Annotated in this window: 21 protein-coding genes; 13 read left to right on the top strand and 8 right to left on the bottom strand. The window is 66.5% G+C overall.

All coding sequences use genetic code 11. The annotated features are described in order from the left end of the window. The first annotated feature begins 35 nt into the window (after positions 1 to 35). Complete coding sequence (locus tag AB4Y42_RS23860; RefSeq protein WP_368695534.1) at positions 36 to 1,520, top strand: MmgE/PrpD family protein; 1,485 nt, start codon at positions 36 to 38, stop codon at positions 1,518 to 1,520. A gap of 18 nt (positions 1,521 to 1,538) precedes the next feature. On the opposite strand, the gene AB4Y42_RS23855 is transcribed toward AB4Y42_RS23860, so the two are convergent. The 4 genes from AB4Y42_RS23855 to AB4Y42_RS23840 all read right to left on the bottom strand — a co-directional run bounded on the left by AB4Y42_RS23855 (position 1,539) and on the right by AB4Y42_RS23840 (position 8,510). Then, positions 1,539 to 3,125, bottom strand: a complete 1,587-nt coding sequence (locus AB4Y42_RS23855; protein ID WP_368695533.1) for a Na+/H+ antiporter — start codon at positions 3,123 to 3,125, stop codon at positions 1,539 to 1,541. Between the two features lie 55 nt (positions 3,126 to 3,180). Further along, positions 3,181 to 4,086, bottom strand: coding sequence for a LysR family transcriptional regulator (locus AB4Y42_RS23850; protein ID WP_342923066.1), 906 nt, complete (start codon positions 4,084 to 4,086; stop codon positions 3,181 to 3,183). Between the two features lie 92 nt (positions 4,087 to 4,178). Beyond that, positions 4,179 to 4,946, bottom strand: coding sequence for an SDR family NAD(P)-dependent oxidoreductase (locus AB4Y42_RS23845; protein ID WP_368695659.1), 768 nt, complete (start codon positions 4,944 to 4,946; stop codon positions 4,179 to 4,181). A gap of 30 nt (positions 4,947 to 4,976) precedes the next feature. Then, on the bottom strand, positions 4,977 to 8,510 hold the full coding sequence (locus AB4Y42_RS23840; RefSeq protein ID WP_368695532.1) for an indolepyruvate ferredoxin oxidoreductase family protein: 3,534 nt from the start codon (positions 8,508 to 8,510) through the stop codon (positions 4,977 to 4,979). Between the two features lie 141 nt (positions 8,511 to 8,651). Between AB4Y42_RS23840 and AB4Y42_RS23835 the strand changes: the two genes are divergently transcribed. After that, the gene (locus AB4Y42_RS23835) at positions 8,652 to 9,125 is read left to right on the top strand and encodes an Lrp/AsnC family transcriptional regulator (protein ID WP_069263434.1); all 474 of its coding nucleotides are present in this window, start codon (positions 8,652 to 8,654) and stop codon (positions 9,123 to 9,125) included. A gap of 62 nt (positions 9,126 to 9,187) precedes the next feature. Here the strand turns inward: AB4Y42_RS23835 and AB4Y42_RS23830 are convergent, their stop codons facing one another. Further along, positions 9,188 to 10,147 (bottom strand): DNA-binding protein, encoded by a 960-nt coding sequence (locus tag AB4Y42_RS23830; RefSeq protein ID WP_368690630.1) that lies wholly within the window; start codon positions 10,145 to 10,147, stop codon positions 9,188 to 9,190. 456 nt (positions 10,148 to 10,603) lie between these two features. Here AB4Y42_RS23830 and AB4Y42_RS23825 point away from each other — a divergent pair, with 456 nt between their 5' ends. The 5 genes from AB4Y42_RS23825 to AB4Y42_RS23805 all read left to right on the top strand — a co-directional run bounded on the left by AB4Y42_RS23825 (position 10,604) and on the right by AB4Y42_RS23805 (position 13,864). Next, positions 10,604 to 12,010 (top strand): FAD-binding oxidoreductase, encoded by a 1,407-nt coding sequence (locus AB4Y42_RS23825; RefSeq protein WP_368695531.1) that lies wholly within the window; start codon positions 10,604 to 10,606, stop codon positions 12,008 to 12,010. Positions 12,011 to 12,044: 34 nt separating this feature from the next. Next, positions 12,045 to 12,338, top strand: a complete 294-nt coding sequence (locus AB4Y42_RS23820) for a GYD domain-containing protein (RefSeq protein ID WP_342923072.1) — start codon at positions 12,045 to 12,047, stop codon at positions 12,336 to 12,338. Positions 12,339 to 12,636: 298 nt separating this feature from the next. Next, the gene (locus AB4Y42_RS23815; RefSeq protein ID WP_368690812.1) at positions 12,637 to 12,981 is read left to right on the top strand and encodes a hypothetical protein; all 345 of its coding nucleotides are present in this window, start codon (positions 12,637 to 12,639) and stop codon (positions 12,979 to 12,981) included. A gap of 4 nt (positions 12,982 to 12,985) precedes the next feature. Beyond that, positions 12,986 to 13,330: a hypothetical protein gene (locus tag AB4Y42_RS23810; protein WP_342923073.1), complete on the top strand. Its 345-nt coding sequence runs from the start codon at positions 12,986 to 12,988 to the stop codon at positions 13,328 to 13,330. Between the two features lie 102 nt (positions 13,331 to 13,432). Next, positions 13,433 to 13,864, top strand: a complete 432-nt coding sequence (locus tag AB4Y42_RS23805) for a lytic transglycosylase domain-containing protein (protein ID WP_342923158.1) — start codon at positions 13,433 to 13,435, stop codon at positions 13,862 to 13,864. Between the two features lie 49 nt (positions 13,865 to 13,913). Here AB4Y42_RS23805 and AB4Y42_RS23800 read toward each other — a convergent pair whose 3' ends face one another. Together AB4Y42_RS23800 and AB4Y42_RS23795 are read right to left on the bottom strand one after the other, a co-directional pair. Beyond that, positions 13,914 to 14,885, bottom strand: coding sequence for a DUF6492 family protein (locus tag AB4Y42_RS23800; RefSeq protein WP_368695530.1), 972 nt, complete (start codon positions 14,883 to 14,885; stop codon positions 13,914 to 13,916). Positions 14,886 to 14,904: 19 nt separating this feature from the next. Then, entirely contained in the window at positions 14,905 to 17,064 is a 2,160-nt protein-coding gene (locus tag AB4Y42_RS23795) for a GumC family protein (protein WP_368695529.1), read from the bottom strand. 201 nt (positions 17,065 to 17,265) lie between these two features. Here AB4Y42_RS23795 and AB4Y42_RS23790 point away from each other — a divergent pair, with 201 nt between their 5' ends. From AB4Y42_RS23790 to AB4Y42_RS23775, 4 genes are all read left to right on the top strand, one after another. Next, positions 17,266 to 17,985 (top strand): polysaccharide biosynthesis/export family protein, encoded by a 720-nt coding sequence (locus tag AB4Y42_RS23790; protein WP_368695528.1) that lies wholly within the window; start codon positions 17,266 to 17,268, stop codon positions 17,983 to 17,985. A gap of 64 nt (positions 17,986 to 18,049) precedes the next feature. Next, complete coding sequence (locus AB4Y42_RS23785) at positions 18,050 to 19,336, top strand: hypothetical protein (protein WP_368690625.1); 1,287 nt, start codon at positions 18,050 to 18,052, stop codon at positions 19,334 to 19,336. After that, positions 19,323 to 21,008 carry a glycoside hydrolase family 44 protein gene (locus tag AB4Y42_RS23780; protein ID WP_368695527.1) on the top strand — a complete coding sequence of 562 codons (1,686 nt, stop codon included), beginning with the start codon at positions 19,323 to 19,325 and terminating at the stop codon, positions 21,006 to 21,008. The genes AB4Y42_RS23785 and AB4Y42_RS23780 overlap by 14 nt, the downstream gene beginning before the upstream one ends. Beyond that, positions 21,001 to 22,383: a lipopolysaccharide biosynthesis protein gene (locus AB4Y42_RS23775; RefSeq protein ID WP_368695526.1), complete on the top strand. Its 1,383-nt coding sequence runs from the start codon at positions 21,001 to 21,003 to the stop codon at positions 22,381 to 22,383. The genes AB4Y42_RS23780 and AB4Y42_RS23775 overlap by 8 nt, the downstream gene beginning before the upstream one ends. On the opposite strand, the gene AB4Y42_RS23770 is transcribed toward AB4Y42_RS23775, so the two are convergent. Next, a complete protein-coding gene (locus tag AB4Y42_RS23770) occupies positions 22,380 to 22,523 on the bottom strand; it encodes a hypothetical protein (RefSeq protein ID WP_368690622.1) in 144 nt (47 codons plus the stop codon). The genes AB4Y42_RS23775 and AB4Y42_RS23770 overlap by 4 nt on opposite strands. A gap of 29 nt (positions 22,524 to 22,552) precedes the next feature. On the opposite strand from AB4Y42_RS23770, the gene AB4Y42_RS23765 reads away from it, so the two are divergent. Together AB4Y42_RS23765 and AB4Y42_RS23760 are read left to right on the top strand one after the other, a co-directional pair. Next, complete coding sequence (locus AB4Y42_RS23765; protein ID WP_368695525.1) at positions 22,553 to 22,891, top strand: hypothetical protein; 339 nt, start codon at positions 22,553 to 22,555, stop codon at positions 22,889 to 22,891. 258 nt (positions 22,892 to 23,149) lie between these two features. Beyond that, a complete protein-coding gene (locus tag AB4Y42_RS23760) occupies positions 23,150 to 24,940 on the top strand; it encodes an FAD-binding protein (RefSeq protein WP_368695524.1) in 1,791 nt (596 codons plus the stop codon). Positions 24,941 to 24,971: the final 31 nt, after the last annotated feature.

Raw genomic sequence — 24,971 nt, 5'->3', positions numbered from 1 at the left:
TTCCCTAAAACCAACGAAGATCAAGGAGACACCGCATGCAACGGCGTGCATTCATGGCGTCGCTCACGGCGCTCGCCGCGAGCGCGGGTACATTCGGCGGCATCGGCGCGGCGCGCGCGCAGAAGGTCGCGTCCGCATCGGCATCGGCCACCATCGCGCAGCGGCTTGCGGCTTACGCCGCCGCACTGAACTACGACGACCTCGACGCCGGCACGATCGAAGCGGTCAAGACCCACACTGCCGACGCGCTGGGCTGCGGCATCGCTGCGCTCGGCGAGAAACCCGTGGGCATCGCGCGCCGGGTCGCGCTCAACTACGCGAGCGGCGACGGCCGGGGTGCAACGGTGCTCGGCACCCAGCGGCGCACGTCGCCCGACCTCGCGACCTTCGCGAACGGCGCGGCCATCCGCTACTACGACCTCAACGACGTCTACGCGGGCAAGGAAATCGGCCACCCGAGCGACAACATCGCAGCGTGTCTCGCCCAGGCCGAGGCCGAAGGTGCGAATGGCCGCGATCTGATCGTCGCCATCGCCCTTGCCTACGAAATCGATTGCCGCCTCATGGACGCCGCCTCGATCAGTTCGCGCGGCTGGGATCACCCCATCTTCAGCCTGCCCGCAGCCGCGCTCGCGGCGGGCAAGCTCATGAAGCTCGACGAGCGGCAACTGGCCGAGGCGGTCAACCTCGCGCTCAACGGCCACCTCGCGCTGAACCAGACGCGCGTGCAGACCATGTCGAACTGGAAGGGTCTCGCCGATGCCGACGCCGCACGCAACGCCGTGTTCTCGGCCGCCCTCGCGCGCGACGGACTCACGGGCCCCGCGCCGATCTTCGAGGGCAATGCGGGGCTGTTCAAGCAGGTGTCCGGACCATTCAGCATCGACACGGCGAGCTTCGGCGGCAAAGGCCGGCCGTTTCGCATCAACGACTGTGCCGTAAAGTTCTACCCGGCGCAGGCGCTCACGCAGACGGCCATTGCCGCCGGCATCGACGTGGCGAAGCAGGTGGGCGACCTCGACCGTATCGTCAGCATGGAGATTCGCACCTCGCACGAAGGCTACTTCTCGGCGGGCATGGACCCGCAGAAATGGGCCCCCGAAACGAGCGAGACCGCCGATCACAGCCTGCCCTACGTGACCGCGCGCGCCATGTTCGACGGCGATATCAGCCTGGCGAGCTATCGCCCCGAAGCGCTGCGCGACCCGAAGATCCGCGCGTTCATGCAAAAGATCAAGGTTGTAGACGATGCCGAACTGACCCGGCTCTATCCGAAGTATTACGCGACCCTCGTGAGCGCCACGCTCGCGGACGGACAAACCGTGTCGAAGCGCGTGGACGACATTCCAGGCTTCGCCACTCGGCCGATGCAGCGCGGCGACTTCGAGGTCAAGTTCCGCAAGAACGCGGCGCCTGCGATCGGCAAGGCGCGCGCCGACGATGCGCTTGGGTTTCTCTGGAACCTCGACCAGCAGCGCGACCTCTCGCACCTGTTCGCGCCACTCGTCGTGCACGCCTGAAGAACGCGGGGGAAAGCATCAACCCCTGCCGTGCCGCGCCGAAAGCTCCTCCAGATCGAGATCGCGTTCGAGCACGCGCAGCAGTTCGTCGTGGATGAGTCCCGCGCGGTGCATCTTCAACAGCTCCGCGCGCCCGGCCTCCACGGCGGCCAGCACGACGTCGTAGTGCGAGGTGCGCATCCCCTGCGGATAGCTCTCGGCATTCGCATAATTGCGCGTCAGGTTCGCGCGATACGTGTACTGCTCCAGCAGCCGCGGGTGGATCACGCTGCCGTCCGGCCCGTGGACGAGCGGCGTGATCGCCGCCAGCTGGGCAGCTTCGAGGCGCGCCCATGCCTGCGGCTCGTTGAGGTAGGGCTCCTCCCCTTCCATATCGTCCGCAGGCCTGATCAGCTTGATGAGCGGCCCGATGGTCGTGCCTTGCAGCAGCACCGTGAACAGAATGACGGCAAACGCGGCGAAGAGAATGAGATCGCGGCCCGGCATCGCTTCGGGCAGCGCGAGCGCAATGGCCAGCGTGACCACGCCGCGCATGCCGGCCCAGCTCACCACGGTTGCGCCGCGAAAGTCCGGCGCGCTCACGCGGCGCGGCATGATCCGGTGCAGCGCGGTCCTCACGATCTCGATGCCATACGTCCACACGCAGCGCGAGGCGACAACGGCGAGCACCACGGCCATCGCAGCCGGACCGAGCAGCGCGACCGCATTGCCCGTCCCGCCGAGGCGCAGCATGACCCCACGCAGCGAGAGGCCGATCAGCACGAACACCAGCGCCTCGAGCACGAAGACCATGACCTGCCAGAACGCCGTACCGCGGCTGCGCACCGTGGCCGAAAAGATTTCGTGCTGATGCCAGCCTAGCTGCATGCCGCACGTGACCGTGGCGATCACACTCGAAACGCCCAGCATGTCCCCGGCGATATAGGCAATCCAGCCCGCCAGCACGGAGGCGGTGATGATCAGATACTCGTCTTCGAGCTGACGCAGCAGGCACACGACGACATAGCCGACGACAGCGCCGACCACAATGCCGCCCAGCGCGAGCCCGACGAAACTGAGCGCCGCATTCGGCTCGCTGAAAACGCCCGTCAATGCCGCCGCGACGGCGAAGCGAAACAGCACGAGACCGGCGGCGTCGTTGAGCAGGCTCTCGCCTTCGAGCAGCACCATCAGGCGGCGCGGCAGCGCGAGCCGTTCGAGCACGGCTTTCGCGGCGACCGCATCGGGCGGCGATACCACCGCGCCCAGCGCGAAACATGCGGCCCACGGCAGCGACGGAACGGCCCAATGCGCGACCACGCCAACGGCCCACGTCGTGAAAGCCACCGCGCCGATGGCGAAGAGCAGGATGGGCGCGAGGTGACGCTTGAAGTCGGACCAGACGAAGAAGTAGGCGCCGTCCATCAGCAAGGGCGGCAGAAACACGATGAGGACGAGGTCCGGGTCGATCACGACCGGCGGCAGGCCGGGCGCGAAGGCCATGGCGGCGCCGCCGACCAGCAGCGCGGCAGCGGGCGGCAGGCGCAGGCGTTTGGCGAGCAACTCGAGCGCGATGATGGCGATGAGCGAAAGGAGCACGAGCTTGAACGCCGACACGGCCGACATGAGGCTTCCTTGTTTTTACCCAGGTACGGTGCGTGGAGGAGCGCGGCCGCCCCCCTCAATTCCCGCAAGCATGAATCAAAAACTGCTGCATCGCTCTCGCCGGATCGCTGAGCACTGCCCCAGGATGCCACAACATGCCCGCTTCCATCTGCGGAATGGCATCCTCGATGGCGCACGCGTCGATGCGCTTGCCCTCCAGCGACCACGGCCTGAACACCATGTCCGAGAGAATCGTCACGCCGAAGCCGTGCGCCACGAGCCCGCGCAGCGCTTCCATCGAACTCGTGCGAAACGCGATATTCGGCGCAACACGGCGCTTTTTCCAGTAGCGCAGCGTCGAGGCTTCGCCCTCGTCCACCGTGAGCTGGATATAGGGGTAACGCGCGATGTCGCGCAGCGTGACGGTGCCCATCTGCGCGAGCGGATGCGTCGGCGCAGCCCACAACTGGCGGCGTGAACGCATCAGCAAGTGGTGGCCGAAGCGCGCGCGCCGCTCCACGTTGGAAAGCAACGCCACGCCGAGATCCACCTCGCCCGCGAGCACCGCCGCCTCGATGGCGGGCCGGTCCAGATCGTGCAGGTCGATCTCGATCTCGGGATAGGTCGCGCGAAAGCGCGCGAGCAGTTCCGGCAGGAAGTAGCCGAGCAGCGTATAGGAGGCGGCCATGCGCACCGTGCCGCGCAGGCTATGCGCGCGAAATGGCGCCTTGTGCAGCGCGTCGCGCACCGACTCCAGCACGTGGCGCGCGTGATTGAGGAAGTCCTGCCCGTCGGGCGTCAGCTCCACGCCCTGGGGCAAGCGCACGAAGAGCCGCGTGCCGAGCGCCTCCTCGAGCGCGAGCACCGCATTGGTGATTGCCGACTGCGAAACATGCTCGGCCGCCGCCGCCATCGAAAACTGCCCGTTCTGCGCCGCCGCCACAAAGTAGCGGAACTGCCGCAAGGTCACGTCCTTGGCCATGTGCTTTTCGAATATCGTGAGTCGATGGTTCCGATTCTACGATACGCGGTCTGCGACGTCGCCCCGACGGTCGGCCCCACACAAACCGGATATCAGCGCGGCGCCATGCGCAAGGCGCCGTCGAGCCGGATCACCTCGCCGTTCAGATAGCGGTTGCCGACGATATGCTTGACGAGCGCCGCGAACTCCGCGGGCTGGCCAAGACGTTGCGGAAACGGCACGCCCGCGCCCAGCGCCTGCTGCACTTCGGCGGGCATGGCGAGCAGCATCGGCGTTTCGAAGATGCCGGGCGCGACGGTCACGACGCGAATGCCGTTGCGCGCCAGTTCGCGCGCAGCGGGCAGCGTGAGCGAAACGACGCCGCCCTTCGAGGCCGCATAGGCCGACTGCCCGATCTGGCCATCGTACGCGGCCACCGAAGCCGTATTGACGATCACGCCGCGCTCGCCGCCGGCGTCGGGCGTGTTGCTCGCCATCGCCACGGCGGCGAGGCGCATCACGTTGAAGGTGCCGATGAGGTTGACGCTCACGACCTTGGCGAACAGATCGAGCGAATGCGCGCCCTCTTTGCCGACGATGCGCTGCGCCGGTGCGATGCCCGCGCAGTTGACCACGCCATGCAGCGCACCGAAGCGCTGCGTGACGAGCGCGATCGCCGCCTCGACGCTTGCCGCCAGCGTCACATCCACCTCGACGGCCAGTGCATGCTCGCCGCCGAGCGCCGCCACGTCACGCGCACGCGCTACGTCGATATCGCCGAACACGACATTCGCGCCGCGTTCGAGCAGGTGTCGGCCCACCGCCGCGCCGAGTCCCGAACCACCACCAGTGATAAAAAACGTCTTGTCCTGCACAACCATTTGAGTCTTCTCCATTAGTTATCCGATCTTTTAAACCGTCTCAACCGCCAGTTCCGCGCGATACTTTTCGCGCACGCCGCGCGAACGCTCGTAATTGCGCTCCTTGACGATACCGAAGCCTCGCACCGCACCCGGCACGCCGAGGAGGCCCACGGCCGCTGCAAGCGTCCGCTGCGTGAGCTTGCCGAGCACGAGGCGCACGTCGTCCTCGAATTCGCCGATCATCGCGCGCTCGATCACGCGGTCGCGCTGCAGTGCGAACGGATCGAGCGGCGTGCCGCGCAGCGCCTTGCCGTGCTTGAGCACGCGCAGCAGCGGCTCGGCCCACACGCCGCGCAGCGCGATCTTGTTGCGGCGTCCCGTTTGCGCGTCGCGGCGCGTGAGGAGCGGCGGCGCCATGTGGAAAGTCTTCTTGCCCGCCGTGCCGTCGAACAGGCCGGACAGGTACGCGCCGAAGCCGCCATCCGTGTGCAGGCGCGCCACTTCGTACTCGTCCTTGTAAGCCAGCACCTTGAAGTAATGGCGCGCTGCCGCTTGCGCGAGCGCGCCGCTCGCCCCTTCGATCGCGCGCTCGGCCTGCGCAACGGTATCGACCAGCGCGCGATAGCGCTTCGCATAGGCGGCGTTCTGGTACCGCGTGAGGTCGCGCTCGCGTTCGGCCACGAAACGTGCGAGATCGAACGGCGTGTCCGCGGCCGCAACCTCCGCTCCCGTCACGCGTTCGAGCACGCGAGTGTCCTGTGCGATCAGACGCCCCCAGAGGAACGCGCGTTCGTTCATCTTTACAGCCGCGCCGTTGAGCCCGATTGCCTGCAGGATCGATGCTTCGGCAAGCGGCACGAGGCCAGACTGATACGCGTAGCCCACCATCATCATGTTCGAGGCGATGGCGTCGCCGAAAATCGCTTCCGCCGCCGCCGTACAGTCCCAGAACACCGCGCCGTCCGCGCCCATCGCGCTCTCTATCGCTGCCTGATGCACGGCCTTGCTCACGGGCAGATCGCCGTCGCGCACGAAGTCGGCGGTAGCGGTGATGCGCTCGTTCACGATCGCGCGCGCGCCGCTGGCCGGCAGGCGCGAGAGCGCGCCCGACGATGCCGCCACCACGGCGTCGCAGCCCAGCAGTACGTTGGCCGCCTGTGCGCCGATGCGCGAGGTGGTGATGAGCCCGCGGCTCTGCGCGATCTGCACGTGGCTCAACACCGCGCCGTTCTTTTGCGCGAGGCCGGTGAAGTCGAGCGTCGAGGCGCCGCGCCCTTCAAGGTGCGCGGCCATGGCGAGGATCGCGCCGATCGTCACGACGCCCGTGCCGCCCACACCCGTCACAACCATGCGCAGATGTTGCTCCAGCGCCTGCGGCACGCGCGCGGGCGGCGCGAGCGTGGCGCGCAGTTCGGCCTCGATGCGCTGGATGCGCGCGGCGTCCGGGCGCTTCGGCTCCATGCCCTCCACCGTCACGAAGCTCGGGCAAAAGCCCTTCACGCACGCGGTGTCCTTGTTGCAGCTCGATTGATTGATGGCCCGCTTGCGGCCGAGCGCCGTTTCGAGCGGCTCGATCGCGATGCAGTTCGACTGCACGGAACAGTCGCCGCAGCCTTCGCACACGGCCGGATTGATCACCACACGCGTAGGCGGATCGATCAGCTTGCCGCGCTTGCGGCGGCGGCGCTTTTCGGCGGCGCAGGTCTGGTCGTAGACGATCACCGAAACGCCCTTCTGCTCGCGCAGGCGGCGTTGCAGCGCATCGAGCGCGTCGCGGTGGAGGAGCGTCACGCCCGCAGGCAACCCCAGCGATCCCGCGTATTGCTCAGGCCGGTCGGTGACCACCACGACTTCGTTCACGCCTTCGGCCTGCACCTGCGCCACCACGCGATGCACGGTCAGGCCGCCCTCGGCGGGCTGGCCGCCGGTCATCGCCACCGCGTCGTTGAAGAGAATCTTGTAGGTGACGTTCGCGCGCGCCGCCACGGCCTGGCGGATCGCCAGGCTGCCCGAGTGCTGGTAGGTGCCGTCACCGAGATTCACGAACAGATGCGGCATGTCCGTGAAGGTCGACATGCCGACCCACTGCACGCCTTCGCCGCCCATCTGGCAGAACGTCGCCGTGTTGCCCGCCTCGCCGAGCGCCATGATGTGGCAGCCGATGCCGGCCGCGGCATGCGAGCCGTCCGGCAGACGCGTCGACGTATTGTGCGGGCAGCCCGCGCAGAAGAACGGCTTGCGCGTGAGCGGTTCGCCTTGCGGCACCTGCGCGAGCGCGATCACGCGCTGCGCGCCGCCCAGACGCGCCTGGGTTGCGCCCGTAGCGAGCAGCGGCACATCGACCTCGACGTGCCGGAAAAACCGCTGCAGTGCGTGCGCCAACTGCTCGGGCGCGAACTCCATCGCGGCGGGCAGCAGCGGCTCGTGCTCGCCAAGCGTCTTGCCGTGCACGGAGGGCCGCTCGTCGGCACGCACGTTGAAGAGCGCCTCCTTGATCTGCCGCTCCACGAACGAGCGCTTCTCCTCCACGACGAAAAGCGCCAGCATGCCGCGCGCAAATACCTTGATCCCTTCGGTTTCGAGCGGCCAGATCATGCCGACCTTATAAAGCCCGATACCGAGTTGTTCGAGGCGCTCCGCCGTGAGGCCCAGCGCCTCGAACGCGGCCAGCACGTCCGCATGCGCCTTGCCCGCCGTGACGATGCCCACGCGTGCCTGCGCGGGACGCAGCAACGCGCGGTCGAGCGGATTCGCGCGCATGAAGGCGAGCGCGGCGGGCAGGCGCTCTTCCAGCACGCGGCGCTCCAGTTCGGCGCGCTCCGCGGGCCAGCGCAATTGCGTGTCGTAGTTGAAGCCGCGCTGCGGCGGCACCGCGATGTCCGCAGGCAAGCGCAACGGCGCGCCACGGCCCACGCGCATCGAGCGGCCGCTTTCCACCGTTTCCGTAATCGCCTTGAAACCGACCCACAGCCCGCTGAAACGCGACAGCGCATAGCCGGTGAGCCCGTAGTCGATGTACTCCTCGACCGACGCCGGAAAGAGAATCGGCATCATCGCGCCTTCGAAGACGTGGTCCGTCTGGTGCGGAAACATCGACGACTGCGCCGCGTGGTCGTCGCCGGCCACGGCCAGCACACCGCCGTGCCGCGCGGTGCCGAGCATGTTGGCGTTGCGGAATACGTCGCCGGTGCGGTCCACGCCCGGCCCCTTGCCGTACCACATCGAGTACACGCCTTCCACACGTTTGCCGGGAAACGCGTCGAGTTGCTGTGCGCCCCACAGCATGGTCGCGCCGAGGTCCTCGTTCAGGCCCGGCTCGAAACGCACATCGAAGTCCGCGAGCAGCGCCTTCTGGCGCCACAGTTCCTGATCGAATCCGCCGAGCGGCGAGCCGCGATAGCCGGAAACGAGACCCGCCGTTTTCAGCCCGGCAAGCCGGTCCGTGCGCGCCTGTTCGATCAGGATGCGCACCAGCGCCTGGGTGCCGGTGAGAAACACCGCGCCGTCCTCGCGCAGATAGCGGTCTTCGAGGCGATAGTCCGTATCGATCTGGCGGTCGGTCTCGACGGCTCGCATGTTCATGTTTGTCTCCGCTGTTCGGCTTGTGGGTATTAGCGGATTCTAGGTAGCCAATAGCGGCGATTCGTGCCAAACTGAGCCACGGTTTGCTCATGAATTAGCAACACTCGCCCCAAATTCACCTTTTTCAGGGAAACCTGGCCAATGAAATTCGACCGCGTAGATGTGGCCATCCTGCACGCCCTGCAGCGCGACGCGCACGTGAAGTCCGCCGACCTCGCGGAATCGCTCGGGCTTTCGCTCTCGCCGTTCTACCGGCGCATCCGCATGCTCGAAGAGCGCGGCGTCATCACGCAGTACGTCACGCTGCTCGATCAGGAGAAGGCGGGCTTTCCCGTCAACGCGTACGTGTCGGTGGCAATCGAGAAGAAGAACGAGACACGGCTGGCCGCGTTCGAGCGCGCGATCTCGAACTACGACGAGGTGATGGAGTGTTATTTGATGACGGGCGCGTTCGACTACATGCTGCGCGTAGTGGCGAGCGATATTGCGGGCATCGAGCGTTTCGTCATGACGCGCCTCACCAAGATCGAGGGCGTGCGTGACATTCACACTTCCGTCGCGCTGCGCCGCGTGGAGTACAAAACCGAGCTGCCGGTGCGCGTGCGCGACGAGTGACACGCGGCGCGACGCCGTGGTTCAGTGAGGATCTCGAAGGAATCGCGGAACAGATAAAGCCTTCACGCCTTTTGCCCCGCCTTGCGCGCCGCTCGCAACGGCTTCGCAGCAGCGCCGTTCTCCGGCGCCGCCTCACGCTCTTGCCCCTGAATTGTGTGGGTCGAACGCAGTGCGTCGAGCCGGCCTTCGAGCGTGCCCACCTGGTGGCGCAAATCGCCGAGCTGCGTCTGCAACGCCTGAATTTCGGCGCGCGCACTGTCCTCCGTGCGCGCCGCGCGCTGCGTGGCGGCTTCGGCATCGCGCTGCAAACGCGCGTTGGCCGTGCGCTCGCGCTCGATTTCGAGCTGGGCGCGCTTCTCCGCTGCCTGCCAGCGCGTTTCCGCGAGTTCGGCGCTTGCGCGCAGCTTGTCGCGTTCGGCCGCAAAGTCGGCGCGCGCCTGGGTGAGCGCCGTGTCGCGTTCGCGGCTCGCCTCGCGCTCGCGCACCAGTTCCGCTTCGAGTGCGCCGCGCGTGGCAACCGCGGCGGCTTGCGCCTGCTCCAGCTCCTGAATGCGCACCTGCGCCGTGAGCAACGCGGCGGTGCGCTGTTCGAGCGCCACCTCCGTGTGTGAGAGGTCCGCGCGCACGGTGGCCGTTGCGCCTTCCGCGGCGCGGCGCGCCTCCTCCACTTCCAGCCGCAGCGCTTCGAGCGACGCCTGTGCGGCCGCCGTGGCGCGCGTCCAGAGCGCGCCCATGAGTTCGCCGGCGGCCCCTTGCAGTTCCTCGGGCAGATCGGCGTGCTCGATACGCACGCGGCTCTTCTCGCGCAGGGTGGCCCAGAACTCCGAAAGGACTGCCGTAGGCGTGCTCATGCTGCCGCGGTGCACGAGCTGATAGAGCCGGTTGGCCGTGGGCGTGATGCCATAACGGAAGAACATCAGCGCGCACACTTCGCGATACAGCTCGCGCGTTTTGGGAAACTCGGCCTTGAGCCGTTCGATCTCGGCGGCGAGGCGTACTTCGTCGGGGGCGACGTCGGTCATGGGGCGGTGCGGGGCTGGAATGCGTCGATATTACAACGTAAAGCGTATGATTCCTACCGCCACGCATGCCGCCCGCTCGTGCGCGAAAATGATAGAAGCCATGCAGTGCGCTTGCTAAACTATTAAAGCGAATCCAGACGCGACAATAATCTGAATTAATTGCACGTTTTTTTATCAGGCTGCGTAATTTAGGTTATCTAATGAATCGGCGAGGCTCGGTGTCACAAAGCGCTCGCCCCCGGTCCCTCGCGGTCCGGCCAGAGGCGGCCCCCACCGCCCTTTGCGAAAGCCCTTCCTTCCCGCTTTCCCGACCGGACGCATGCCGCGTCACGCGCGTGCGTCAGCCGCATTGATTCGACAATTGAAGCGGTCGCCCGCAGTTCCGTTCAGTCCATGAAAACGCACGCCCGGCTAGTGGCGCGCGCTTGTCCGATCCGTTGAATTGAGAGGTGTGCCATGTCGAGCCTGTCGAGCGAATCCATCGCCACATTGAAAAGCGCGCTGCGCGGCGAAGCCCTGCAACCCGGCGACGCGGCCTACGAAGAAGCCCGGCAAATCTGGAACGCGATGATCGAGCGCCGCCCCGCACTCATCGTGCGCTGCCGCGGTTGCGCCGACGTGCGCCAGGCCGTGGCGCTAGCGCGTGAAAGCGGGCTGCCGCTCGCCGTGCGCGGCGGCGGCCACAATATCGCGGGCAGCGCGCTATGCGACGGCGGCATCGTGATCGATCTCTCGCTCATGAAGTCGGTCAGAGTCGAGCCCGCCACGCGCCGCGCGTATGTGGAGCCAGGCGCCACGCTGCACGACTTCGACCATGAAGCGCAGGCGTTCGGCCTCGCCACGCCGCTCGGCATCAACTCGACGACGGGCGTCGCGGGTCTCACGCTGGGCGGTGGCTTCGGCTGGCTGAGCCGGCGCTTCGGCATGTCGATCGACAACCTCGTCGCTGCCGACGTCGTGACCGCCGACGGCAATCTGCTGCGTGCGAGCGCCGAAGACAACGCCGACCTCTTCTGGGCGCTGCGCGGCGGCGGCGGCAACTTCGGCGTGGTGACGATGTTCGAGTTCGCGCTTCACCCCGTCGGCCCCGAGATCTACGGCGGACTGGTCGTGCTGCCGTTCGACGCCGCGAAAGAAGCGCTGACGCATTACCGCGAGGCGGCCGAAGCGATGCCCGAAGACCTGACCGTGTGGAGCGTCTCGCGTCTCGCGCCGCCGCTGCCGTTCCTGCCGCCCGAGGTGCACGGCAAGCCCGTCATCGTGTTCGCGATCTGCTATTCGGGGCCGCCGGAAAACGGGCCGAACGCGGTGGACGCGGTGCGGCGCTTCGGCAAGCCGTGTGGCGAACATCTCGGGCCGATGCCCTACGCCGCGTGGCAGCAGGCGTTCGATCCGCTCCTCACGCCGGGCGCGCGCAACTACTGGAAATCGCACAATCTCAACGCGTTGCCCGACGGTCTCATCGACACGCTGATCGACGCCATCGCCGCGCTGCCCTCGCCCGAGTGCGAAATATTCTTCGGCCAGATCGGCGGCGCGACGCTGCGCGTCGCGCCCGATGCGATGGCCTACCCGAATCGCGACGCACTCTACGTCATGAACGTGCACGGCCGCTGGACCGATCCCGCCGACGACACCCGCTGCGTCGCCTGGGCGCGCGGCTTCTTCGAAGCTTCCGCGCCTTACGCGCTCGGCAGCGTCTACGTAAACTTCCTCACCGACGACGAAAGCACGCGCGTCGAAGCCGCCTACGGTCCGAACATGAGCCGTCTCGTCGCCGTCAAGACGAAATACGACCCGCACAATCTTTTCCGCCACAACCAGAACATCCGGCCCGAAGGGTCGGCCGAGGGAAGCCAGTAGTCCGCGTATCGATGTCATCGTAAGGAGATTCGTCATGGCGACTTATGTGGTGCTCTCGCAGTTCACCGACCAGGGTATCCGCGCCGTCAAGAACAGCGCGCAACGCGCCAGTCAGGCAGCGGAACTCGCCAAAACTTTCGGCTGCGAAATGAAGCAGATCTACTGGACGCTCGGGAAATACGACGTCGTCACGGTCATCGACGCGCCCGACGAGCAAAGCTTCATGGCGTTCGGCCTCGCCCTCGGGTCGCTCGGCAATATCCGCACGCAAACGCTGCGCGCCTTGAGCAAGGACGAGTTCACGGCGGTGCTCGGCAAGCTCAATTAACGAGCGCCGGCGCGCGGCACCCGGGCCGGTGCCGCGCCGCCGTTCAGCATTCTTCACACCTATTCGCCGCATGCGCAGCGCATTCCCCATCCAGATCGGGGAGGCAGTTCCCTGCCCGAACACACCATGGCGCGCGGGCAACCTTCCGGGAAGCGGCACTGCGCGAGCGAAGTCTTTCTTTTTGGCAAACGTTTGCCGCCTGGGTATCAAGTCCGCGCGCGCGAGGCCGACAACGCGTACATCGCCACGAATTTTTGGAGACCCGGACGTGACGCGCGTTTTGCTTTTACTTGCCGTAATGGTTATGACAGGCTGCGCGCAACTGCAGCCGGCCACCACGGCACAAACCGGGAAACCCGCCGTGTCGAACGTCATCATGAAGTTCGACATTCCCGCCGATGCGCTAGGCGCGCACGACCCGCAGCTGAGCGCGGTGCTCGCCAAGGCGGGCGCGCTCGCCGCCGCGCAGAAGCAGCCCACCGTGATCCGCGTGACGGCGCTCGGCCAGGACTTCAAGTACATCAATCAGGCCATCTGGCGGGGCGTGCCCGCGCAAGGGCCCAAGCCCACGCTCGAAAACCTGACGGCCGGCGCGAACCAGACGTACAGCGTCTCGATCGAGCCGTGGCATGCGGGGAGCTGACACGATGCGTCCGATCGTTCTCGCCGCCGCCGCATTCGGCTTCTGTAGCGCCGCCTGGGCGGGCCAACCCGCCGCCAGCGCGCCCGCCACTGCCACCGTCGTTGCCGCTGCGGCGACGCCCGCCGCCGACAAGGTCTATCCGCCGCTGCCCTCGCTCGCCATGCTGCCGCCCACGACCGGCGACGACGACGAGGTTCCCGCGCCGCATTCGTCTTCGCACAGCAAGAAGAAGGTGCGCCAGCGCGATTGCCATTGCGCCATGCCCACGCCGCGCCTCGTCGTCTCCGACACCTCGCGCGCCTACCTCAAGGACATCGAGCAGCAACTCGATTCCGCTCTCGCGCAGTGACGTCGCGCATTGACGCCCAACCCGGAGCTTCGACCCATGCAGCAGAAGACCAACGCCCTGCGCCAGCTGCGATCGCGAGTCATGCGCGCGTGGGTCGCGTTCATGAGCCTCGCGGCGCTCGGCGCAACGGCCGCGCACGCCGCGCCGCCCGCCGACGAATGCTTTGAAAAGGCCGGCGCCTACCAGGGCGTGAATCCGCTCGTGCTGCGCGCCGTGGCGTGGCGTGAATCGAAAGGCGACGCGGCGGCCATCAATCACAATGCGAACGGCTCGATCGACGTCGGGCAAGCGCAGATCAACTCGATCCACTTTTCGGAGCTTTCGCGCGAGGGCATTCCACACGGCGCCCTCACGGACCCGTGCGTGAATATTTTCGTGGCCGCCTGGCTGCTCAAGCAAAAGATGGTGCGATACGGCAACACGTGGCGCGCCATTGGCGCGTACCACTCGGAGTCGCCGCACGAGCGCGATGCCTACGCGCGCAGCATTCAGGCCATCCTCGTGAGCTGGGGCCACCTGCAGCCGGGGCGATGAACGACGCGCCCGGCGTCGTTTCGGGCTCGCTTCAAACGCAACGGCCTGATTAGCCGCGCAGCTTGTTCAACAGCTTGAGCCCGCGACGCGCCACAGCCGAATAAAGCTCGGCACCCTTGAGCGTGGGGTCGATATGGCGCTCGTAAGGCTGCAGCGTGATCGGGAAATACGGCGCAAGCTTTTCCACCACGCGCTGCGGCGAGATGTGCGTGTTGCTCTGGACCACGGCGAACATGCCGTCGCTTTCCGGCGCGAGGTGGCGCGCCTCGCTCCAGCCTTCCATCTTGTCGGCAAACCAGACGCTTTCGTCGGCGTGCAGCGCGCGCTGGCCAGGCTTCGGGCCCGTGTGGTACTGCTCCAGCAACCCTTCGTTTTCCGCGTTGAGCCAGTAAAGCGTGTATTCGGTCCAGTCGAGCGCGTAATTGGCGAGCAGCACGCGGCGCCAGTCGGTGCCGTGCAACGCCGCCAGGCGCTCTTGCAGGCTCAGGCACAGCGTGCGCGACAGGATGGCCGGCGTCCACCAGATGCCGTCGCGCGCGAGTTGCGGATCGAGATTCAGCAGCTTCGCCGAAGCCTCCCAGTAATACGGCTCCGCCGTACGCGGCTGCACATGCGTGAGCGCACGGCCGTCGAGAATCAGCGTATCCGCGCTGAAGCGATGCGTGGCGAAGCAGTCGGGGTCGAGCACGAGGAAATACTCGGTCTCGATCCATTCGGGCGCATTCAGCTTGATGATCTGCTGCCGGTGCCAGTTGCGGATCTGGTGACGCTGCGAGAACTCCGCAAAAATGCCCATGTACAGCGATTCGTCGACCACTTCGATGGGGAAATCGGACCACGCCTTCGCGTAGCCTTTGACCTCGTCGAGTTCCTCGTGCGGCACGACGATCACGAAACGGTGAAACGTTTTGGGCGTCGTGAAGTGACGCAGCGACGAGAACAGGATGTCGCAGCGGCCGATGTTGTCGGCGTAATGCCGTCCCCGCGTCTTGACCGGCAGGATGGCGCTGATCTGATGCATGGCAGTCAGGTCCCGAATGTTAGAAGAATCGATAAATGAAGTTCGGGATATAGCCGCGCCGATGCGTCAGCGCGATGCCGATCAACCTGCCGCCCGCGTCGAGCAGCTGCGTTTTGAGGCCGAGGACTACGGGCTTGCGCGACACCTCTGCGCGCACCGCCATGACCGTGGCGTCCGCCAGCGCCGCGTTTTCGATGCCGGCGAAGGACTGGCTCGCGGGCGGCGCATGTACGACGATGTAGTCGTGCGCCTCGCGCAGCGCGTCGAAGAGAGTCGTGGTCTGCTGCCACGAAGCCGGGAACGTGCCGCTTTCCGGCCGCGCGACGACGATGTTGTGCCGCTCGACGCTCTCGAACACGAGTCCGCCCGAAGCCGCGATCTCCGTGGGCGCCGCGCTCGCCGCACGGCTTTGCCCGCCGTGCCCCGACCACGTCAGCAGGCCTTGCGCGTTCGGCGGACCGTAGAGCGGCGCGTCGGCGCCGGAAGCCATGTCGAGAATGAGGACCGGCTTGGTCGTGCGGTGCTCCAGTTCGACGGCGAGGCCGCGAATCACCGAAAGCAGCCCGTCGTTCTTGCCGAACGAGAGCGCCATGACGACCTTGGCGGGCGAGTCCGTGCTCGCGTTGATGGCCGCGATCATGCGGCCGTACGCCATATGCGCGGGCCGGCTGGCCGCCTTGCCCGCGTCGGCTGACGCGCCCGCGGCGCCGGGCCGGCGCGCGCCGCCGCCGCCGCCGAGCATCACGGGCGCGTTCAGCACCGGCAGCAGCAGCGAGCGCTCGGCCTGCTCCGGACTCAGGAAGGTCTCGCGCAGGCTCGCCATGACGAGCACGACGAGCGCCGCAATCAGCAGACCCGCCGCCACGCTCGCCGCAATGATGAGACTGGCCGACACGCTGCGCTGCGAAGGCGGGAACGGCGCCTGGATCACGCGCACGTTCGTGCTGTTCACCTGGCTCACCTGCCCCTGCTGGATCTTCGCCAGCTCGACCTGGCGCGAACGGTCCTTGAAGCTGTCGGCCAGAATGTCGCGCGTTGCCTGCAGCTGGCGCATCTGGCTGGAGATGTCGCTCAAGTTCCGCAGCGTCGCGCGGGTGTCCTTGATCTGATCTTCGAGCGCCTGCTGGCGCGCGGTTTCGCCCGCGATGCTCGCATTGAGCGCGGCCAGCCGCCCTTGCACCACGTCGTAGTAGTCGTTGTGGCCGTAGCGCGTGGCCGTGGCCATCTGCGCCTTGCGACGCGCGATGCTCGCGTGCATGTCGGCAATCTGCTGATCGAGCTGCTGCACGAACGGCGAGCTATCCATGTAGCGCGAGGCGAAATCGGCGCGGCGCGCTTCGAGCTGCATCAGCGAAAGCTGCATCGTGTCGAGCGCGTGGGCGGCTTCGGAGTCGTCGGTGAAGATCGGAATCGTCGCCTTCACCCCCTTCGAGGACGCCTGCTCCGACTTCAGTTCGCCGCGATGCTGCGCGAGCGACGTGTCGTTCTCGAGCTTTTGCTGCACGAGCTGGCTTTCGAGCAGCACGGCACGCGAAGTCTGGTCGTCGATATTGACGATGCCGTGCGTTTTCTGGAACGCGAGCAGGTTGGCATCGGCCTTTTTCAGCTGCCTTGCGACTTCGTCGCGCTGGCCGGTCAGGAAATCGACGCGGCCCGACGTGAAGATCGTCGCGCGCCGGCGGAAGTACGTGTCGAGCAGACGCGACAGCCCATCGGCCGCTTCCTTGGGATCGGCGTCGTAATACGTGAGGTTGATGGTGCTCGCGAGATCGTTCTGCTCGATATGCAGCCGGTGCTCGAATTCCTGCAAATGGCTGTCGATTTCGTGTTCGCTGGCGTTCGGCCCCAGTTTCGCAATCACCACGTCGCGATGCAGTTCCGGGCTGCTGAGAATTTGCGCCTCGACGCCGTCGAGCTGGCCAATGGCGGGCTGCACCGCGGCGGCGCCATTCGGGTTGTTCGACTGGTCGTAATATCCTGCAAGGAGTACGAGCAGCGTCGACTGCGCCCGGTAAGGCATGGGCACCAGCAGCGCGACCGCCACGCCGATCGCCACAACGGAAAGAAATACCGCCGTGGCAAGCTTGCGATAATAAAAAACGGTGTTGAGATAATCCCGGACCGTCAGTTCGACAACAGCCGCCTTCCTTTCAGGCCTTGTTCTAGTAGTAATAACCATACAGGTGCGGTTCCGGGCCAACAGTGAAGATTCGACGGCGCATATAATACGTAAGAAAACATCCAGGATGTCGCGTTAAACTGACAGTCTTGGCAAATTCGCGAAAAAATCGTGTGAGTTCCACCCTTCATTAACGGCAATTCCTGCCGTTACTTGACAAGAGATCAGGAACCGCAAGCCACCGCTTCACCCACGCGCCCGATGAACATACTCCGACCAGCCTGCGTCCTCGGGCTGCTGACGCTTACCGCCTGCACCCAGACCTGGGTGGAACCGCAATTCCAGCAGCGCGCGCAGTTCGCCGCGTGGTCGCAAGCCACGCCCGGCGTCTATCGCATCGAACCCGGCGACGACCTCTCGGTCGTCATGCCTTTCAATGCCGAGCTGAACTTCCGCGGTTCGGTCGCGCCGGACGGCGGCCTGACCATGCCGTTTGCGGGCACGATCCCCGCCGCGGGCCTCACGGTGGCCCAACTCGGCGACGCCATCAACAAGGCGCTCGCCGCCAACGGCATGGCGAAGAACGCGCACGCTTCAGTTGCCATCGTGCAGTCGGCCGCCAAGGTCTATGTGGCCGGCCAGGTCGGGCGCCCCGGCGAAATCGCGCTGCACACGGGCATGAGCGTGCTGCAGGCCATCTCCGCCGCGCAGGGCTTGCTCGACACGGCGCGTACCAACGAAGTCGTGCTGATCCGCCGCAGCCCCGACGGCCGTCCGATGCTGCGCACGATCGACCTCGACGCGCTCACGCATCGCGGCGACCCGATCCAGGACGTCGTCCTGCAGGCCACCGACACGATCTTCGTGCCGAAGTCCTCGATCGCCGAAGTCGACCAGTGGGTCGATCAGTACATCGACAAGGTCATTCCGTTCCAGCGCGGCTTCGATTACACGATCTCGAACAACCCCACGACTTACTAGGCCTGCTCCGCGAGCCCGTGGTTTTCCACGCCCGGGCCAACGAATCAAGCGCGAATCACACGCGATGGAAACCGCCACCACGACCACCGGGCTTGCCCCGGTCTTTTCGAGCGAGCCCGCCAGGTGGCGGGTCACGTGGTGGCTGCTCGCGCTCTTGCCGCTCTTCGGCCAGACCTTCCACTACCTGAGCACGCTCGTGCCGCTCTGGGCGCTCTCGAAAGCGCTGCCGGTCATTTCGCTGCCCGCCGTGCTGCGTCTGGGCGGCGAACCGCGTTTTCCCATGACGCGGCAAATCCTCATCAGCTTCGCGTGGCTCCTGCTGGTGCCGAGCTTCGCCGCCGTGTTCTATTTTCACGAGGGCTTTTTCACGAGCATCACGGCGCAGGTGAAGCTGCTGCCCGTGCTCTATTTCTTCTCGTTTCTCGCGCTGCTCCTCACGCTCAAGCCCACGCTTGGCGAGCTGGAGCGCGGCTTCCTGGTGCTCGGCGTCGTCATTCTCGCGGTGCTGATCGTGCTCTGGGCCGTGGTGCCCTCCGACTGGTACCAGGAGTCGTATGTGATCGGCCAGTCGCCCTTTTTCAGCAGCGACAACCGCGGCCATCGCATCCGCATGTCGATGTATTTCCCGCTCATCCTGCTGTTCTTCTGCTACCGGCGGGCCTTTTTCGAAAAGCACGCGGGCTATCTGTGCGGCGTGGTCGTCGCGTTCGCCGTCACGCTGCTGATCGTCAAGACGCGCGCCATGGTCATCGGCATCATGGGCGTGCTCGTCATCAACACCTTCGCCTGGTCGCGCATGCGCACGCGCGTCCTGCTGCTGCTCGCCGCGCCCGTCGCGCTCGTCGCCCTGTTCTCGGCGGGCTACCTCGCCACGACCTTCAGCACCGACGCGAGCACGGGCTTCGACACGCGCCGCATCACCATCCTGCTCGCCACGAAGTTCCTCGGCAGCGAGCCGATGCGCTGGCTCTTCGGCGTGGGCACGATCAGCTCGACCAGCAAAGACAACCTGATCGACTACTTTCATCACTTTTTCTTCCTCGCCGACATTACGTGGCTCGGCATCGTATTCGAGTACGGCCTGATCGGCGCGCTCATCATCCTGTTCTTCCAGCTGCGCGGCATCGTGTTCTACCGGCGCCTGCGCAAGAAGGTCGACGACGATTTTCTCGGCGCGCTGTTCGACTATCTCGTCTACGTCCTGCTCATTTCATTCTTTTACCCGCCTACCCTCACGCCGGGCGAGACCGCGGTCATTCTCGCGATCTTCGCGTACATCTGGCGCGTGGGCGAGCTGGACGGCCATCACGACGACCATGCCGATCTGCAGGTTCACCATGCCACGCCCTAAGCGCAACAAGCGCATCAAGCGCCCCAACCTGCATGCGCTGCTGGTGGGCGCGCTGCTCATGTCGGGCGCGGCGGCCTGCACCGACGCGACCTCGGGCACGCCCTTGCCGGTAGCCATCCCGGTGGATGCCGCCGCCGGCCGGCACCCCATCAGCCCGCTGATTTACGGCGTCAACTTCGGCACGACGGCCGTCCTGCAAGACCTGCGCGCGCCCATCAACCGCTCGGGCGGCAACAGCGCTTCGGCCTATAACTGGCGCCTCGACGCACGCAACGCGGGCAAGGACTGGTATTTCGAGAGCCTCGCCGTCAATCCAGCCGATATCAACGACCAGTTCGGCGAGCGCTTCGTCGCGCTCACCCAGGCGGCGGGCGCCACGCCCATCGTGACCATTCCAATGCTCGGCCGTGTGGCGAAACTCGGACCGGCGCGCGAGACGCTCGCGAGCTTCTCGATCGCCAAGTACGGCCCGCAGCCGAATCACGACGTGAACGGTCACGCCGACGCCGGCAACGGCGTGGCGGCCGGCGGCAAGCCGATTGCCGGCAACGACGCGAACGACGCCTCGACGCCCGACGACCCGCAAAACGAGCAGGCGCGCGTCGCCGATCTGGTGAAGCAATTCGGCGGCGCGAGCGGGGGCGGCGTGCGCTACTATGCGCTCGACAACGAGCCGAGCCTCTGGCAGCTCATACACCGCGACGTGCATCCCACGGGCGCGCATGCGAGCGAAATCGCCGGCAAGGTGATCGCCTATGCGCGCGCCGTGAAGGCGGCGGACCCGCACGCGCAGATCGTGGCGCCCGAAGAATGGGGCTGGCAGGGCTATTTCTACAGCGGCTTCGACCAGCAGTACGCCGCGGACCACGGCCTCGATCACACGCCGGACCGTACAGGCGAAACCCAGGGCATGCCGTACGTGCCCTGGCTGCTCGCGCAATGGAAAGCGGCGGGCCATCCGGTCGACGTGTTCAGCCTGCACTTCTACCCGCAGGGCGGCGAATACGCCGAAACGGGCGTGACGAACTCGCAGGCCGTGGCGCTCATGCGCAACCGCTCCACGCGCGACCTGTGGGACCCGAACTACAAAGACCCCACGTGGATCAACAACGTCGTGGCGCTGATCCCGCTGATGCGCCATTGGGTCGATACGTACTACTACCCGGGCACGCCCATCGGCATCACGGAATACAACTGGGGTGGCGACACGCTGATGAACGGCGCGACGGCCCAGGCCGACGTGCTCGGCATTTTCGGCCGCGAGGGGCTGGATATCGCCACGCGCTGGGGCACGCTCGATCCCTCGATGCCGGTGTACAAGGCATTCAAGCTCTACCGCAACTACGACGGCAACGGTGCGGCGTTCGGCGCGACCAGCATTGCCGCGAACGCGCCCGACCCGGACACCGTTTCCGCATTCGCCGCCTTGCGCGAGCGCGACCATGCGCTGACGCTCGTGGTCATCAACAAGCAGCTGGACCGCCCAGCCGACGCCGCCGTCACGCTCGCTCATTTCGCGGCGAGCGGCGTGGCCGAAACGTGGCGGCTCGCGAACAACCAGCTGTTCCGCATGCCCGACGCGCGCTACCAGGACAGCACGCTGCGCGCGAGCCTGCCCGCGCAGAGCGTGACGCTGTTCGTCCTGCGCGGCGCACAGGCGCAGCATGAGTGAAGCCCGCGAAGCGCGCGTGCCCGCGCGCCCAACCGGCGGTTCGATGATCCGGGGCTCGCTCGTGAGCCTCGGCGTGCGCCTGCTCGACCTGCCGAGCCGCTACGGCTTCCATCTGCTGATCGCCGCCATGCTGGGCGTGGTGCAGACGGGCGACTTCTATATCGTGTTCAGCACGATGGTGGCGCTTGCGGGGTTCGGGCGCCTCGGCATCGACCAGGCGCTCACGCGGCAGATCGCGATGGACCTCGCGGCGGGCGAGGCGCGCGCCGTGCGGCCCGCCATTCGCCGCGCGCTGTGGCTGGTGCTGCTCGCCTCCACCGCCATCTCGATCGCGCTTGGCGCCGGCGCATTCGCCTTCGCGCACGACGTGCTGAAGAAACCCGAACTCGCCTGGCCGCTCGCGCTCGGCGCGCTCTCGTTCATCCCGCAAAATCTCAGCGCGGCCATGGCGGGGGCGCTTGCCGGACTCCAGCGCGTGGGCTGCAGCCAGATGATCTATTCCTGGCTCTGGCCCGCGATCTTCTGCGCCGTCGCCATCCCGCTCGGACTGACGCACGGCATGAGCGTCGCCAGCACGCTCATGCTGATCGCCGCCAGCTTCACGCTCACCGCGCTGACCGGCGCGTTTCTGCTCTGGCGTTTTCTTGCCGGCGTGCCCGCTAGCACACCAGCGCCCGCCGAACCGCCGCGCCTGCTCAAGGCGGGCTTGCCGCTTTTCACGCTGGAATTCACGAAGCTGTTGATCACCTCGGCGCCCGCCATCGTGCTCGGCATCGTCGCCTCGTCGCGCGAGACCGGGCTCTTCGCGCTGGCGTGGCGTCTCGCGCTCGTCATCAATCTGCTGATCAGCGGCGTGACCGGCATGGCCGCGCCGAAGTTCGCGAGCCTTTTCGCGCGCAACGACCGGCATGGGCTCGACAAAAGCGCGGCCCAGGCGGCGGGCCTCGTGCTGTGCCTCGCGTTGCCCGCCGCGCTCTGCATGCTGCTCTTTCCCGAACACTTGCTGCGCCTGTTCGGGCCGGGCTTCGGCGGCGGCGCGGCCGCGCTGCGCGTGCTCGCGCTCGGCCAGATCGCCGCGGCCTGCTTTACCGCCATGCCCGAACTGCTGGGCATGACAGCGCACACTTCCGTCCTGTACCGAATCAACTTCTACTCGGTCGCCATGTTGCTGGTGGGCCTCGCCGTGCTCGCGCCGATGGGCGGCAGCGTCGGGGCTGCTGCTGCGGCATCGCTCGCCATTGCCGTGAACGGCGCGCTCGCGGCTTGGGCGGCGCACCGGCTGCTGGGCGTGTTGCCACTTGCGCTGCTCGGGCGATGTGCACTCGGGCGCGTGCCGGAACGCAGCGCGGAGCAAGACGGAAAACAGGACGCCTAGATCGTCGCGATTTCAACGGCGCCGGCTTCAACTGCTTGCGCCTGCAACGACTCATCGTTCCGGCGCGAATAAGCGTCGACGAGCGCAGGCGGCACGGCGATTGCGGAATTCATGGTCAGGCAGGCGGCGATCGTCTGCATCGATACCCAGTCTCAAGGAGGTACGGATCATGACCAAGGCAACCAGCACCCTTATCGCGGCCGCCGCCCTGTTCGCACTGTCGGGCGGTGCATATGCACAAACGGCGCCGGCGGGCGCAGGCATGGGCGGCAGCGGTTCATCGAACCCTGGCACGGCGCCCGGAGCGACGACGAACCAGATGAACGACACGTCGAGCGGCTACGGCATGCCTGGCGCCACGAACTCCGATAGCGGCATGGGTATGGCCCCGCCGAACTCACCCCAGCAGCAGGGCATGAACCCTGACGTGGCGCCTCACACCAGCGGGCCGAAGAGCAACAATTCGCTCGCGACCCCGAGCGTCGTGTCCCCGGCCGACCAGCAATAACGCAATATCGGCACGCCAGGACGACAGCGAGGCGCAAGCGAGCGCCGCGGCCCGCGACATGCTGCGCGCCCCAGAGGCGCGCAGCATTGCTGATATCATGAAAAGAACCCCCGACCCCTCTGGGCTAAAAACCGCTTTACGCCGATGGCGGGACGGTGCGGCGGGTGCGACGCGATGCGGTGCCACATTGCTCCTGGCAGCGCTGCATCATAATTGGGAAAACTAAGCGTTTCACTCGTCGCGAGGAGAAAAGCCGTCATGAAACGACGCTGCCTGCTGAAGGGGGTTGTCGCGTTGCCGTGCCTCACCGCCACCTCGAGTTTCGTCGGCGCGCAACCCGATGCGGCTCCTGCGGGCCGCATCCGGCCCGGCGATCCCGCGTGGCCGAAAGCGCCGGAATGGGAGGCGTTGAGCCAGGCAGTCGGCGGAAATTTGCTGCAACCCACCACGATCTGGCAGACCTGCGCGCAAGCGCCCCACGCGCCAGAGTGCCTCGCGAGAATCAAGGAAGCGCGCAATCCGTTCGCGCTCGGCGACGATCCCGGCGCCACCCAGATCTCCGGCTGGCTCGATGCATGGACGGCGCACGCAAGCGCGTACGCAGTGGCGGCCCGCTCGACCGCGGACGTCGTCGCGGGCGTCAATTTCGCGCGCCGACACAACTTGCGCCTGGTGGTAAAAGGCGGCGGCCACAGCTACCTTGGCGGCTCGAACGCGCCGGATTCCCTGCTGATCTGGACGCGCGGGATGAACCGCATCGCACTCCATGACACGTTCGTGCCGGCCGGCTGCCCGACGCCGCCACAGCCGGCTGTGACGGTGGACGCAGGCTGCATGTGGATCGACGTCTATACCGCCGTCACGACGCAGGCGGGACGCTATGTTCAGGGCGGCGGATGTACGACCGTGGGTGTCGCCGGCCTCGTTCTGGGCGGCGGCTTCGGGTCCTGGTCGAAGCGCTACGGACTCGCCGCCGCGAGTCTGCTCCAGGCGGAGATCGTCACCGCCGATGGCGTTGTCCGCACGGTCAACGCATGCCAGGAGCCCGATCTTTTCTGGGCGCTCAAAGGAGGCGGCGGCGGCAGTTTCGGTGTGGTGACGAGGCTCACGCTGCAGACCCATGACCTGCCCGACAACTTCGGCTGGGCCAGGTTCAAGGTCAAGACTTCATCGCCCGAGGCTTACCGGCGGCTCGCTGCGCGACTGGTCGATCACTACGCAGAGCATCTGTTCAACCCGGCATGGGGCGAGCGCTTCATCTTTCACAGCGACGAGATCGAGGTGGCGATGGTGTGCCAGGGCCTCGACGACCATCAGGTCAAGTCGGTCTGGGCGCCAGTCATCGATTGGGTGCGCGCCTCGCCGGCCGATTTCACTCTCAACGAGGGACCTCGCGTCGGCGCCGGTCCATCGCGCCGCTGGTGGGACGTCGAAGCCAACCCGGGACTCGTGCCCGACCCGCGCGCGGGCGCCACGCACAACCACGGCTGGTGGCAAGGCGATGGCGAGCAGGCCTCCGCCTTCCTGCACGCCTACGAATCGCAATGGCTGCCAGCGGCCCTTCTCGAACCGGCGCAGCGCGGCCGGCTCGTTGACGCCTTCGTGGCGGCGGCCCAGTTTCAGGCCGTCGAGCTGCATTTCAACAAGGGACTCGCGGGTGCGCCGCCGGAGGTGAACGAGCAGGCGCGCCAGTGCGCGACGAATCCGAAAGTCGCCGACGCCTTCGGCCTGATGATCGTCGCCACCGGCGGCCCGCCGCCGTTTCCCGGCCTGCCCATCCCCGCGCCTGACATGGCGCAGGCACATCGCAACGCCGAAAATATCGGCAGGGCCGCGACGATTCTCAAGGCGCTGTCGCCGCAAAGCGGCTCCTATATTTCGGAGACCGATTTTTTTCGCAACGATTGGCGCGAAGCGTTTTGGGGCGTCAACTACACGCGGCTGAAAACGATCAAGGATCGCTACGACCCGGAAGGTTTCTTTTACGTCCATCACGGCGTGGGCAGCGAGGACTGGAGTCCCGACGGCTTTACGCCCGCGCAATCGTGAACGTTGCGGCGGCGGGTGCGTATCTTCACGA

Origin of the sequence: Paraburkholderia sp. EG286B (genome assembly GCF_040965655.1) — a bacterium.
Taxonomy (GTDB): Bacteria; Pseudomonadota; Gammaproteobacteria; order Burkholderiales; family Burkholderiaceae; genus Paraburkholderia.
Note: the sequence above shows the minus strand (reverse complement) of the source record. Positions and strands in the feature narration are given on the sequence as shown.

Bases quoted from the DNA above. Each gene is read 5' to 3' on its own strand.
- AB4Y42_RS23860 (WP_368695534.1), top strand. From the start codon at position 36: ATGCAACGGCGTGCATTCATGGCGTCGCTCACGGCGCTCGCCGCGAGC.
- AB4Y42_RS23855 (WP_368695533.1), bottom strand. From the start codon at position 3,125: ATGTCGGCCGTGTCGGCGTTCAAGCTCGTGCTCCTTTCGCTCATCGCC.
- AB4Y42_RS23850 (WP_342923066.1), bottom strand. From the start codon at position 4,086: ATGGCCAAGGACGTGACCTTGCGGCAGTTCCGCTACTTTGTGGCGGCG.
- AB4Y42_RS23845 (WP_368695659.1), bottom strand. From the start codon at position 4,946: ATGGTTGTGCAGGACAAGACGTTTTTTATCACTGGTGGTGGTTCGGGA.
- AB4Y42_RS23840 (WP_368695532.1), bottom strand. From the start codon at position 8,510: ATGAACATGCGAGCCGTCGAGACCGACCGCCAGATCGATACGGACTAT.
- AB4Y42_RS23835 (WP_069263434.1), top strand. From the start codon at position 8,652: ATGAAATTCGACCGCGTAGATGTGGCCATCCTGCACGCCCTGCAGCGC.
- AB4Y42_RS23830 (WP_368690630.1), bottom strand. From the start codon at position 10,147: ATGACCGACGTCGCCCCCGACGAAGTACGCCTCGCCGCCGAGATCGAA.
- AB4Y42_RS23825 (WP_368695531.1), top strand. From the start codon at position 10,604: ATGTCGAGCCTGTCGAGCGAATCCATCGCCACATTGAAAAGCGCGCTG.
- AB4Y42_RS23820 (WP_342923072.1), top strand. From the start codon at position 12,045: ATGGCGACTTATGTGGTGCTCTCGCAGTTCACCGACCAGGGTATCCGC.
- AB4Y42_RS23815 (WP_368690812.1), top strand. From the start codon at position 12,637: ATGGTTATGACAGGCTGCGCGCAACTGCAGCCGGCCACCACGGCACAA.
- AB4Y42_RS23810 (WP_342923073.1), top strand. From the start codon at position 12,986: ATGCGTCCGATCGTTCTCGCCGCCGCCGCATTCGGCTTCTGTAGCGCC.
- AB4Y42_RS23805 (WP_342923158.1), top strand. From the start codon at position 13,433: ATGAGCCTCGCGGCGCTCGGCGCAACGGCCGCGCACGCCGCGCCGCCC.
- AB4Y42_RS23800 (WP_368695530.1), bottom strand. From the start codon at position 14,885: ATGCATCAGATCAGCGCCATCCTGCCGGTCAAGACGCGGGGACGGCAT.
- AB4Y42_RS23795 (WP_368695529.1), bottom strand. From the start codon at position 17,064: ATGGTTATTACTACTAGAACAAGGCCTGAAAGGAAGGCGGCTGTTGTC.
- AB4Y42_RS23790 (WP_368695528.1), top strand. From the start codon at position 17,266: ATGAACATACTCCGACCAGCCTGCGTCCTCGGGCTGCTGACGCTTACC.
- AB4Y42_RS23785 (WP_368690625.1), top strand. From the start codon at position 18,050: ATGGAAACCGCCACCACGACCACCGGGCTTGCCCCGGTCTTTTCGAGC.
- AB4Y42_RS23780 (WP_368695527.1), top strand. From the start codon at position 19,323: ATGCCACGCCCTAAGCGCAACAAGCGCATCAAGCGCCCCAACCTGCAT.
- AB4Y42_RS23775 (WP_368695526.1), top strand. From the start codon at position 21,001: ATGAGTGAAGCCCGCGAAGCGCGCGTGCCCGCGCGCCCAACCGGCGGT.
- AB4Y42_RS23770 (WP_368690622.1), bottom strand. From the start codon at position 22,523: ATGCAGACGATCGCCGCCTGCCTGACCATGAATTCCGCAATCGCCGTG.
- AB4Y42_RS23765 (WP_368695525.1), top strand. From the start codon at position 22,553: ATGACCAAGGCAACCAGCACCCTTATCGCGGCCGCCGCCCTGTTCGCA.
- AB4Y42_RS23760 (WP_368695524.1), top strand. From the start codon at position 23,150: ATGAAACGACGCTGCCTGCTGAAGGGGGTTGTCGCGTTGCCGTGCCTC.